Source organism: Desulfofustis glycolicus DSM 9705, assembly GCF_900130015.1.
GTDB lineage: Bacteria > Desulfobacterota > Desulfobulbia > Desulfobulbales > Desulfocapsaceae > Desulfofustis > Desulfofustis glycolicus.
Genome location: NZ_FQXS01000054.1, coordinates 1 through 11,331 on the forward strand (window position 1 = coordinate 1; position 11,331 = coordinate 11,331).

Annotated in this window: 10 protein-coding genes and 1 pseudogene; 8 read left to right on the forward strand and 3 right to left on the reverse strand. The window is 57.5% G+C overall.

Features of this window, described 5'->3' with window-relative positions; translation table 11 throughout:
* Nucleotides 1–207 precede the first annotated feature (207 nt).
* Nucleotides 208–774, reverse strand: a pseudogene (locus BUC26_RS21785) (IS21 family transposase); the annotation flags it as partial.
* 338 nt (nt 775–1,112) lie between these two features.
* Here BUC26_RS21785 and BUC26_RS21790 point away from each other — a divergent pair.
* The 7 genes from BUC26_RS21790 to BUC26_RS21825 all read left to right on the forward strand — a co-directional run bounded on the left by BUC26_RS21790 (nt 1,113) and on the right by BUC26_RS21825 (nt 8,120).
* Nucleotides 1,113–1,448, forward strand: coding sequence for a hypothetical protein (locus BUC26_RS21790; RefSeq protein WP_244155930.1), 336 nt, complete (start codon nt 1,113–1,115; stop codon nt 1,446–1,448).
* A 47-nt stretch (nt 1,449–1,495) separates the two neighbouring features.
* The gene (locus BUC26_RS21795) at nt 1,496–2,311 is read left to right on the forward strand and encodes a DUF4198 domain-containing protein (RefSeq protein ID WP_073379441.1); all 816 of its coding nucleotides are present in this window, start codon (nt 1,496–1,498) and stop codon (nt 2,309–2,311) included.
* A gap of 118 nt (nt 2,312–2,429) precedes the next feature.
* The gene (locus tag BUC26_RS21800) at nt 2,430–3,467 is read left to right on the forward strand and encodes an ABC transporter ATP-binding protein (protein WP_084540847.1); all 1,038 of its coding nucleotides are present in this window, start codon (nt 2,430–2,432) and stop codon (nt 3,465–3,467) included.
* Between the two features lie 619 nt (nt 3,468–4,086).
* Entirely contained in the window at nt 4,087–5,289 is a 1,203-nt protein-coding gene (locus BUC26_RS21805) for an LbtU family siderophore porin (protein ID WP_073379443.1), read from the forward strand.
* A 639-nt stretch (nt 5,290–5,928) separates the two neighbouring features.
* A complete protein-coding gene (locus BUC26_RS21815; protein ID WP_073379447.1) occupies nt 5,929–7,185 on the forward strand; it encodes a DUF2325 domain-containing protein in 1,257 nt (418 codons plus the stop codon).
* A 33-nt stretch (nt 7,186–7,218) separates the two neighbouring features.
* Nucleotides 7,219–7,596 carry a hypothetical protein gene (locus tag BUC26_RS21820; RefSeq protein ID WP_073379449.1) on the forward strand — a complete coding sequence of 126 codons (378 nt, stop codon included), beginning with the start codon at nt 7,219–7,221 and terminating at the stop codon, nt 7,594–7,596.
* Nucleotides 7,597–7,664: 68 nt separating this feature from the next.
* A complete protein-coding gene (locus tag BUC26_RS21825; protein ID WP_073379451.1) occupies nt 7,665–8,120 on the forward strand; it encodes a flavodoxin in 456 nt (151 codons plus the stop codon).
* 106 nt (nt 8,121–8,226) lie between these two features.
* Here the strand turns inward: BUC26_RS21825 and BUC26_RS21830 are convergent, their stop codons facing one another.
* Nucleotides 8,227–9,966, reverse strand: coding sequence for a putative bifunctional diguanylate cyclase/phosphodiesterase (locus BUC26_RS21830; RefSeq protein WP_073379453.1), 1,740 nt, complete (start codon nt 9,964–9,966; stop codon nt 8,227–8,229).
* 364 nt (nt 9,967–10,330) lie between these two features.
* Between BUC26_RS21830 and BUC26_RS21835 the strand changes: the two genes are divergently transcribed.
* Nucleotides 10,331–11,041 carry a DUF4198 domain-containing protein gene (locus tag BUC26_RS21835; RefSeq protein ID WP_073379455.1) on the forward strand — a complete coding sequence of 237 codons (711 nt, stop codon included), beginning with the start codon at nt 10,331–10,333 and terminating at the stop codon, nt 11,039–11,041.
* Here BUC26_RS21835 and BUC26_RS23685 read toward each other — a convergent pair.
* Nucleotides 11,028–11,331: transposase (locus BUC26_RS23685; protein WP_208609879.1), on the reverse strand; the 304-nt coding region annotated here is incomplete at its 5' end. The two genes, BUC26_RS21835 and BUC26_RS23685, sit on opposite strands and share 14 nt — an antisense overlap.

Sequence of the window (11,331 nt, forward strand, 5' to 3'; positions counted from 1 at the left end):
CTCGATATCCGCAGGTCACGGACAATCTGTTTGATCTTCTTGCCCTCAACGAAATGATATCGGCGTATCTTGGCGATCGTCTCCACTATCAGCATCCCCCTCCCTCCATGGTCAATTCTTGACCATGGAGGGATACCATAGGGGGTCAATTTTCGACGCTGATTCCGGCTCTCAGGGGGTCATTATTGCACGCTGATTTACACGTGTCCACAAAGCGTTCTGCAGCCCTTCGCTCAAACTCTCAAAACTCTCGGAAAAACAGACGGTCCCTGTTTCCCAGTTCGAGTAGCTCAAGACAAAATGATAGATCAAGTGGTTGAAGGGCTGTCCTTCAATGGTGATCCCCAACCGGTTCATACAGGTGAAATCTGACTGACCCAGCTCGCCCGGCTTATGAATCTGGGGGAAATATATCTCTTTGGCCGGGTCCTTCGTTGCTCTCCAGTACTTCACTTTGCGTTGAAATGTCCGAAGTTGGCCGTCGCTGAATCGGCCCGGATAAGTTCGTTGCAAATGATCAAAAAGCGTCTTTGCCTCCAAACCGTGATTGAGCTCTAAAAACCGCTCTACCTCCTGCCACTCCTCGGCAAAGGGGTCATCTCTGGTGCGCCAGCTGCGCATCTGCTCAGCTTTCATTTCACTGGGCAGCTTGCTATGATCTCGATATTTCCTTGCTGTTTTCGAATCCATGCCGGACTTGGCTGCCGCCAAGCCCAACGTCTTGCCTTGCTGTAGATACGTTCTCAATCGCTTCACCTGGTTGTCTGTGATCATTCAAATCCTCCTTCGTCGGATTTGAATGATCTATACCTTTGTTCAATCGGGAATTCTAATTGTCGTTCAACACGAAGCCCCATCAGTCCAGACCTACAGATACCATGTCTTGGCTACACCGCTTCCCGGAGCACGACACGCTCCTTCCGTGATTTTCTCAAAACAATTTTGTTGAGCGGAGTGGGGAAAAGAGTCGGATCTGAATTAATAATGCCTAATAATAATAGAGTTTGAAAATAATATAAGGACAGCCTAATAAAATGTGTTGACAGAAATATCCTCTGCCGGTAAGTTCATCGAAAATTAGCTGGTCCTAAAAAACAAACGGGAGGTGTTTTATGAAGACAAGTAAAATGAACAAAATGAAACAGATGGCTCTGGCTGCGGCGGTAATTTTTGCCACCGTCGGGACGGTCAACGCCCACACGCCGCTCTGCTCGTGCTTTGACAACGGCGACGACACGATCACCTGCGAAGGCGGCTACTCTGACGGCTCATCCGCATCCGGCGTGGCCGTGAGGGTAGAGAGCAATGACGGGAAGGTGCTGCAGGAAGGGGCCATGGACGGCAATTCCGAATTCACCTTCGACCGGCCGGCCGGCGAGTTCAGTGTCGTGTTCGACGGTGGTGAGGGGCATAGCATCGTCGTTCCGGGCAAGGAAATCGTTCAGTGATCGGCATCTGACACACGGCAAAAACCAATTAACAAGGAGAAACGATAATGAAAAAAACGCTTGTGAGCACCCTTGCCGGGGCGGTCCTGCTGGGGGCGGCGGCCACCGCGTCGGCCCATTTCCAGATGATCTATACTCCTGATTCGGCCCTGAACAAGGGCGGCAGCATTCCGCTAAAGCTGGTCTTCACCCACCCCTTCGATGCCGGCCACACCATGGACATGGGCCAGCCGGAGCAGTTCTTCGTGGTCCGTAGCCGGGGCGAGAACGAACCGCAGCGCACCGATCTGCTCGACACGTTGACACCGATCGACTGGCAGAGCCTGACCAACAGCGGTAAGGCGTTCGAGACCAGCTATCAGGCCCGTGGCGGCGACCATATCTTCTGCCTGGTACCGGCGCCCTATTTCGAGGCAGAGGAAGATTCCTATATCCAGCAGTCCACCAAGGTGATCGTCAACGTCGGCGGCGAACCGGGCGCCTGGAGCGAGCCGGTGGGCTTGCCGGTGGAGATCGTGCCGCTGGCCAAGCCGTACGACCGCTGGACCGGCAACGTTTTCCAGGGGCGGGTACTGTTCAACGGCAAGCCGGTGCCCTATGCCGAGATCGAGATCGAGTACCTGAATCACGAGCCACTGCTGGAGAAGAACGCGTTTGCCGAAAAGGGGCAGGTGGCAGCGCCGCAGGACGCCTTCGTGCTGCAGACGATCTTCGCCGATGAGAACGGGGTGTTCACATACGGCATCCCGCGTGCGGGCTGGTGGGGGTTTGCGGCGCTCGGTCTGGACCCGGACTATAGCTACGAGGGCAAGGAGTGCTCTCGCGATGCGGTGATCTGGATCCAGGCCCGGGATATGAAGTAACGCAGGCTGAATCACTCCAAGGAGGAAGGGGCCGGCCGGTCGAGCGGGACCTGCCGGCCCCGGTTTGTTGTTCGTTTAATCCTTTTAACCGGCACCAGGGGACACGGAGCATCGCCCGATGGATAATACATCGCACACATGGATCGGCCGCACGGGCGGCTGTCCCGGGGAGCCCGCCGGAGTCGGTGCCGATGACAATCTTTGGCCGTTTCGAGGGATCGAGTTGCCGTCACCGGAAGGGGGCGGGCGGGCTGCATTGGCCGAAATTGCCACCGAAGTCAGCGGGTTGTGCCACCGTTACGGCAGCAAGACGGTGTACGAAGATCTCACCTTTTCCGTCGATAAGGGCGCCGTCTGCGGTCTGTTGGGCAAAAACGGCCAGGGCAAGTCGACGCTGGTCAATACCCTGATGGGCTTTCTCAAGCCGGTACGCGGCGTCTGCCGGGTACTCGGCGAGGATTCGCACGACCTGTCGCCGCTGAACAGAGGTCGCATCGGTCTGTTGCGCGAAGGGCATCTGGCCTATGACTTCCTGACTATCGAGCAGAGCGAGCGATTCTATGGCGCCTTTTATCCCGAGTGGCAGGCGTACCGTTTTTACGATCTGGTGGACCGCATGGGAATGCCGCGTTCGTCGCGACTCAATCGGCTGAGCTGTGGGCAGCGCTCCCAGGTAGTGCTTGGCCTGATCATGGCACAGAACCCGGATCTGCTCATCCTCGACGATTTCTCCCTGGGGCTCGATGCCGGCTACCGGCGACTTTTCCTGGAAGTGCTTCACGATTTCACAAAAAACGGCGACAAGACGGTGTTTGTTACCAGCCACATCGTCCAGGATCTGGAAAACCTAGTGGACCAGATCATCTTCATTGATCGGGGCCGGATCTGGAAGACCAGGCTGGCTGCTTTCCTCGACTCGTTCAAGCGCTACGAGTGCATCGATCTTGGCGGCAGGCAACCGGTGTGCGACGCGGTGGTGCGCGGCGTCGAGTGGCGCAACGGGAGCACTTTCCTCTACTCCTTCTCCGGGATTGATGAACTGATCGTTCTCCTGGAGGCACAGGGGTGCGGTCCGGTCCGGCTGCAGCGGCGGCCGATGACGCTGGAAGACGGCTTTGTCGGCCTGTTGACGGTGATCATGATCGAGGAAGGGTAGCGCGCAGGGCAGGTCCGGAGGCGATGTGAATGGCGAAACGGGTGGACGTGGGGGCGCATGCTTTCAGACGTGCCTGGGGAACTGCTCCCGTGCCGGGAATAATTCGAATGACGTGGTTGGGGCAGAAACGGTCTGAGCATGACAGTACTGGCAATGTCGGTGGTCACCTGGGGATGACCGGCGATCCATCACCTGGATTGAAGTGATCGAAATTATGGCGTATTGGGATTTTCTTTTAACAGGAGCAGTCGTCATCGGTGCGGTTTGGTACCTCTATCGCGCCTTTGTCGTGAAAAGAGGTTGCTCGTGTGGCTCGTCGTGCTGTTCCGGGTCAAACAACAATTGGGGAAAGGATGCTCCGTGCGCCGGTGAAAACGAGACACCCGCCGACGGGAAGAAGGACCCTGACGAACCTTAATACCAATAGTCTTTTGCGCAGTGCGCAAGCGCTGCCGGTGCATGGCTGCATGGGTAACCGTGTGTCGCCGAGGGACGGAAGAGCAGCTTTCCTCAAGAATGACGGTTGCCTTGGTGTGTTGATGGTCGGGCTGGTTTGACATGCCTCCGCGCGAGAGGCCTTCGATGTATCGCATAATCATCAAGAACGAAGGAGGGTAACATGCATTACGGTACGAAAAAAATGACGTTCCTCGCAGCTGCCGCCGGATTTCTCTTGGCAGGGGGGCCACCCGTTGCCGCTGCCGATGAAGATCTGACCGAGTTGCGCCGCCAGATGGAACAACTGGTCTACCAGAACCAGCAGCTGACCAAGCGGATGGTGGAAATAGAGGCCGAACTCCGCGGCGCCAGGGCTGTCGCACGCGCCGAACAGGAATCGGTTGCCGCCGGTGGGGCCGAGGGTGAAGATGCGGCCGGTCAAATCGGCGAATATGTCACCCTGTCGGGGACCATTGAAGTGGAGGCCGCCACCGGCGAGGATTTTTCCGGCGAGTCGTTTACCGATGCGTCCCTGGCCACCGCCGAAATCGGATTGGACGTCCAGATGAGCGAATGGGCCAGTGGCCACATGCTGATCACCTATGAAGACGATGCGCTGACCATCGACGAGGCGTTCGTCATTCTCGGCGACGGTGAGGAGATGCCGGCATCTCTTAGTGCTGGCCTGTTCTATGTGCCCTTCGGCTCGTTTGAGACGGCCATGCTGCAGGATCCGCTGACCCTGGAGATCGGCGAGATCAGGGCGGCCGGGGTCGGCCTGGATCTTGGCCTGGCCGGACTTGGCGCCGCTGTTTACGCCTACAAGGGCATGAACGAGATGGACGTGGCAGATACCGTTGGTGTCGGCGCGCGCCTCAGTTATGAGCTTGAGTTTGACCCGGTCGGGATCGCGGCCGGGATGAGCTGGGTCAGCAACATCGGCGACTCCGGCGGGATAACCGGCTATCTTGACGAAATGGGAGCCGAGGGCATCGAGGATCAAGTCGGCGGCTTCGGTGCCGATATCATGATTACGTTCGGGCCGGTAACGATGATTGGTGAATACGTCCAGGCGCTTGATTCCTTTGCCGAACTAGAGTTTGCCGGTGGTGCAGCGGAACCCAAGGCGTGGAGCCTGGAAGCAGTTTACAGCACCGCCTTTGGCGAGAAGGACACCACCTTTGCTATCGGCGTCCAGGGGACCGACGAAGCTACGGCTCTCGGTCTGCCGGAACAGCGCGCTATCGCCGCGGCGAGTATGATGATTCTGCCGGCAACCACACTGACCCTGGAATATTATCACGACGAGGATTACGGCGTCGACGACGGCGGCACCGGCGAGTCGGCCGACGTGTTAACCACCCAGCTGCGCTACGAGTTCTGATCGTTTTGGTTGCGGGGGGAAAATTGTCAGCTGCACGAGCTGACACTGCACCGGCAGGAGTTCGAACCTTCCGGCTGGCCGCAGCTCCCCAAATCGCTGCTGCCTGAGGTGCAGACAACCGGCGAGAGTCGTTTTCCCGGCAGGCCGAGGGCCTCCGCCGGGACGACCTCGTCGGTTGCCGGTGTCGTTTGAGCCCTTGCCCTGCTGCTGTTGCTGCAGCGGTGGCGTGGCGGCCGGCGCGGGGATCTCTGGTTCGACACGTCCCTGGGTTTCTGCACTGGCACTGCCGATCTGCTGGCTGCAATCGTCATCGAGGAAGGGTTACCGAAGTGATGGACCAGCAAGGCGATGATCATCGATGCTTCTTTTCCGGAAACCTTTCTGAAAACGTGTAACACCGACCAACGTTTTGTTGGGTACTTCAGTTAGTAAGCGAGCACGGACGGGCAGCAAAGATGTTTCCGACGTGGAGGTTGTGGAGTGGTTTCGAACAAGAATTAGCACTTGCTAAAAAAATACTTGAATCTATAAAAGGTTGGATAAACTGGACAAAGTTAGGCAATTCTAATTTGGAGCATTCCGCTTTTGAGAAAAGAAAAACAGGTAGCACCAAAGAAATGCGTTCGCAGGGGAGGGATTATGAAAAAAGACAGCGAGACCGAGAGCACCGTTTCCAGTAGCGGTCGCCGGCGCACCACCTGGCAGACGGTTACCAATTACCACTGTTCCATTGTCGGTATTTGCCTGCGGCGCCAGGACATGCGTGCGCTCTCACGGAAGAAATACTTCTCCGGCTGCCGGGACGGCTATTCAGACTTTCGGATGCATTCCTACCTGGTCACGGCCATGGCGACCCGCAGCGAGCAATCCCGGGCGCTGGCCAAGCTGCTTGACGCCAAGTACCGTCTGGCCGTCAAGCGCTATGCCACGGCAAGCAACGAGGCGGAGATCGAGGCGTTGTGGCAGGAAGATCTCGCCGCCGGCAAGATTGCCGGCGGCTATTGGGCGATTATGACCCATCCCGCCGCCGGCGCCAAGTATCTGAGCAGCGTCTATGGCCATTGTCATCTTCTTGGGTACGATTTTTTCGGTGACTATCGGCGCGATGCCCGGGAAACGGAAAGCCTGCGGGAGCAGGTGAGCGCCCTGGAGGAAGTGCTAGCCGCAGAGCATCTCGAGCATCTTGCCGAGCAGGAGCAGTTGTTGCAGGAACTTGCCGTCCTCAGGGAGCGGGTTCATCTCTTGCCGCCTGCCCGACCGGAGCCGCAGGAAAAGGTTTTGGAAAAGCCGTCCGCCGACGCCGGGGCACAAAAGGAGCTGGGTGATCGTCTGGCGCGGCTGCTTTGCCGTGAGTGTGAGCTTGTCGCCGAGAACCTGCGTTTGGCAGCCGCCTGTGAGCAGATGGAAAACGAGCTGGCCCGAGCCCAGGAGAGTTTGGGGGTGCAGGAGAAACAGTTGACGAGAGCGTGTCGTGAGCTCGAGGAACTGCATGGTGAGCTGAAGGCCGTGGAGTTGGCCCTGCTGGCGGGCACCGTCGAGGAGCCCTGTGCCGAGTGCTCTGATGTCAATACCGAGGCATGTCCGGGAAAGAACCTCTGCGGCAAGACCATCCTCTATGTGGGCGGGCAGCATAAGATGGTTCCCCGATACCGGGAGATGGTGGAAAAATTAGGCGCTCAGTTTATCCACCATGACGGCGGCAAGGAACACGCGCGGCGACTGTTGCCGCAGCTGCTGGGCGGGGCCGACCTGGTCTTCTGTCCGGTGGATTGCGTCAGCCATGACGCCTGCTACTGTGTCAAGAACATGTGCAAACGTTATCAGAAGCCGTTCGTGATGATGCGCAGTTCCGGGTTGAGTTCACTCGCCAAGGAACTGAGTCGGGCGGTTCAGTAGGATGATTCAACACAACAACAAGGAGTCGAGACCATGGAATTACAAAACTACCTATCATTGCGGCACGCCAACGGCAACGTTCATATCGACATCGACGGCCGCTTTACCAGCGACAAGGCCCGGCAGTTGAGCCTCTATCTGGCCACGCAATACCCCGGGTCAGGTAATGTTTTTATTCATACCGACCGGTTGGATGAGATCGAGCCGGAGGCGCCGGCCGTCTTCGTCAACTGGTTGAATGTGTCCGGGGTTCCGGTTGACCGGGTGTATGCGATGGGTCGCCGGGGGCTGGAGATGAGTACCGATTCTCTTCGGGCCATTGTCCCGAAAAAGCACCATAACGACCATCACGGTTGCGGAAAATGTAAAAACTGCACCTGCGGCAAGAAAGAGACGGCTGGTGAGGTTTGACGTGAGAAAACGCCGAGCATCGATGCCGTCCCCGGGTGCGTCGTCATTCAACAACGGTGAGGAATAACATGGCAAAGGTATTGATTGTGTACGGTTCAACGACGGGAAACACCCAGCGGGTGGCGGAAATGATTGCTGCTTACCTGGTCGAGAAACAGCATGAAGGCGAGGTGAAAAACGTCGTCAGGGCCTTGCCCGACGAGCTTGGCAATGGCTACGACCTGACGCTGCTCGGCTCGTCAACCTGGGGAGAGGATGAGATCGAATTCCAGGACGATTTCGACCCGTTCTATCGGGAGCTCGACACCGCCAAACAGTTGCAGGGCAAGAAAGTCGCCCTGTTCGGTTGCGGTGATTCGTCTTTTATTCACTTCTGTGGGGCGGTTGATCTGCTGGAGTTGAAAATGGAGGACCTCGATGCCGACGTGATCGGCGAATCCCTGCGGATAGACGGCGACCCTGAGGAGGCCGCGGAAGAGATCGCGGCCTGGGCGGAGATGGTCGAGCGCTCGATTCGCCCATAGTTGGATCGGGGAGAGGCTTACGGCCTCTCCCCGTAAGGGGGTGCTTGCCGGTACCAGCCCGGCGGAAGAGGGGCATGATCCGATCGGCCGAACAGGAACAGATCGGTTAGGTGCGCATCTGTCGGAACCGGCTGATAAACTCTCCCGCAGCCGCGGCCACCATCGGCCGGCCGAACAGGAAGCCCTGCGCCTTGTGGCACTGGTGCTCCTTCATGAACCGGTATTGCTCCTCCGTCTCGACTCCCTCTGCCGCCACCTGGATATTCAGGGTCCGTGACATGGAAATGATGGTCTGGGCAATGGCCGAGGCATCGGCGTCTCCCGGCAGATCGACGACGAATGATTTGTCTATCTTGAGCAGATCGACAGGAAATCGTTTCAGGTAACCGAGCGAGGAGTAGCCGGTGCCGAAATCGTCGATGGCGATCTTGATTCCCATGGCGCGGAGGGACTGCAGGGTGCTCAGCGTGTGGCCGACATTGTCCATGGCGGCGCTTTCGGTGATCTCGACGGTTAGCAGATGGGCCGGGAATGTCGTCTCGTCGAGAAGGGCGCGGATACGATCAAGCAGACCGGGATCCTGGAACTGGATCGAGGAGATGTTGACCGACAGGCCCAAATGGTCAAAGCCGTCGGCATGCCACCGGCACATCTGTCGACAGGCGTCGCGGATCACCTGCTCGCCTATCGTGAGGATCAGCCCGGTTTTCTCGGCCAGCGGGATGAATTCGTCGGGCGGCACGGTCGTCCCGTCGTCCCGATGCCACCGGGCCAGCGCTTCCATGCCGGACAACCGGCCGCTGTCGATTTCAACCAGGGGCTGATAATAGGCCTGGAACTCGTGAAGATGGGCAGCCCGGCGCAGGTGGTTTTCCATCACCATGTCCTTGTGCAGACGGGTATCCATGGTCGGGTCAAAAAACGCGAAATGGCCGTTGCGCCCACCCTTGGCCTGGTACATGGCCACATCCGCGTTCTTGATCAATGATTCGACCGTGCCGCCGTCCCGGGGAAAAAACGTGATCCCGATGCTTGCCGACGGATAGAGTTCGTGACCGGCGATGACCACCGTCTCGCCGAGTCGTTCGAATACCCGGTAGACCATGGAAACGGTTTCTTCTTCCCTGATGATCCGGGTCTGCATGATGACGAACTCGTCGCCACCGAACCGGGCGATGCCGTCCTCGGCCCGGCAGCAGGACTTGAGCCGGGCGGCAATGACCTGCAGCAGGGTGTCACCGACAGAGTGACCCAGCGTGTCGTTGATCTGTTTGAAATTATTCAGGTCGAGAAAAACGATGGCAATCATGAAGCCGTTGCTGTCCGCATACGTCATCGCTCGCTCCAGCCGCTCGTAGAAAGCCAGCCGGTTGGGCAGGCCGGTCAGCGTGTCGTGATAGGCTTGATGGCGGTACAACCGCTTGTGCTCTTGGATCTCTTTCAGTTTCTGGTTAAGCCGCTCGTTTTTGCGCTGGATGACATGGGCCACCCAGTTGAGGCTTCGTTTGAGTTTGACGAATTCGCTCTCGTCGTCGGCCTCGTCCGGCAGTTCGATTCGCAACTGGTACTCGCCGTGCTTGATGTTATAGCAGGCCTCGGCGAGTTCCTTGATATCTTTTCCCGCGATCAGCCAGGAGAGCATTTCACAGAGCGGATAGATGAGGATGAAGGAAGCGATGAGAAACAACGCCGTGATCGATTTGGCCGTGGCCAGCGGTACCGTTTCCAGCAGGATGAGCAGGGCCAGCGTCGGGCAGAGCACCAGTGCGGTCAGGATGAGCAGCAGTTTTATCCTGACTCCCAGGTTTAGGAGGGGATGGAGGACGATACGAGTGAATCGGTGCATTCGCTCATGGCCTCGGCCGGATAGCAACACCCGGAAGATTGTTTATTACCGCCATGACCGGAGGTCACAACGAACAATGAAAATCGTCGTCGTGGTTGGAATTGCTGGTTGGTTTTTGAAAGTGAGCGGACGCAGGTTAAAAACCTGTTCCGCCGATTTTCAAATGAACCTGCCGTCTAACTCGCAACGGTCGGTGAAAACAAATTAGTATACACTAATAAATGATGGCTATCAATAATAAGTTATATATGCCTAAGCCGGTTTCGCTGCCTTTGATCTGCCAAACGGCATCACAGCAGATCATGAGCCCGGCAGCGGAGAGGCAAGCAAGGATCCGTATAACTCGGTCTGCGGCTCGCGGTATTTGAAAAGGAGGTGTGCCCGCGGAAATCCAGCTGCGCGACGAAAATCCCTCCACTCGTACGAGATCGTCTATGACAAGCCCGGCACCTACGTGCTGATGGCCGAGACCAGTCCCGGCTATTTCGCGATGTATACCGACAAGGACGGCCGCAATCGTCATTCTCTGAAGCCGTTGCACACCTTCGCCGCCGATGCCGAATCGGTACAGACGAGCATGCGCACCAGCCAGTGGGCGAAAACCTATGTGGTGTGCGACGGCCCCTCCGATCCATTCCCGGCGGCTGTCGGTTTGCCCCTAGAACTGGTGCCGGAACAGGATCCGGCTAGTCTGCGGGAAGGAGATGTGCTCCGGCTACGGATCTTTCCAGAAGGGGAGATCTTGCGCGGGGAGGGGTACTGGGATGCGACCTATGGTGGTTTCTCCACCGAGGCTGAGGACATGTATCTGCAGAGAACGGCGGTTATCGGCGGTGCGTTTAGTGTGCCGCTGAATACCGGTGGCCGGTGGTTCGTCCGTTTCTTTATCAAAACAGACGCCCCAGGGGACCGCCGGAACAATTATCTGATCGAAAAGCGAACGGCGACCCTGACCTTCATGATCCCCTTGCTGGTCTGGGCGGCCAGTACGCAGGTCAATGCCGTGGCGACGCCGCAGGCGAGTGGTATGAAGGCAAACATGATTACGGCTCTTCGTCGTTTCAAGTGGATTTGAGCAGATTACCAACCGGTGAGGCGATCAGGTAAATCATGCTGATAAATGTCTGTGGGTTCCGATACCCTCTGGCCCGTGCTTTGGCTGCCTGGAAAATGCTATTCAAGCCTTCCAGGCGAGCATTGCTGTGGCCCGACTGCCACCGTGATTCAATCGCCTGGCGGTGCCTGATCACTGTTTCGATTGCGGAGATGATCGGCTTTAACACCGGTGATCTGGTCAAATCGGTCTCTGCCATGCACAGTAGAAAATTGCTCAAGCGCCACTTGGCTGCCTGCGGGGTTGCTGCT

What these genes read in the sequence shown, in the direction of transcription:
- BUC26_RS21815 (WP_073379447.1), top strand. Translation starts at nt 5,929, where the DNA reads ATGAAAAAAGACAGCGAGACCGAGAGCACCGTTTCCAGTAGCGGTCGC.
- BUC26_RS21795 (WP_073379441.1), top strand. Translation starts at nt 1,496, where the DNA reads ATGAAAAAAACGCTTGTGAGCACCCTTGCCGGGGCGGTCCTGCTGGGG.
- BUC26_RS21800 (WP_084540847.1), top strand. Translation starts at nt 2,430, where the DNA reads ATGGATAATACATCGCACACATGGATCGGCCGCACGGGCGGCTGTCCC.
- BUC26_RS21790 (WP_244155930.1), top strand. Translation starts at nt 1,113, where the DNA reads ATGAAGACAAGTAAAATGAACAAAATGAAACAGATGGCTCTGGCTGCG.
- BUC26_RS21830 (WP_073379453.1), bottom strand. Translation starts at nt 9,966, where the DNA reads ATGCACCGATTCACTCGTATCGTCCTCCATCCCCTCCTAAACCTGGGA.
- BUC26_RS21820 (WP_073379449.1), top strand. Translation starts at nt 7,219, where the DNA reads ATGGAATTACAAAACTACCTATCATTGCGGCACGCCAACGGCAACGTT.
- BUC26_RS21825 (WP_073379451.1), top strand. Translation starts at nt 7,665, where the DNA reads ATGGCAAAGGTATTGATTGTGTACGGTTCAACGACGGGAAACACCCAG.
- BUC26_RS21805 (WP_073379443.1), top strand. Translation starts at nt 4,087, where the DNA reads ATGCATTACGGTACGAAAAAAATGACGTTCCTCGCAGCTGCCGCCGGA.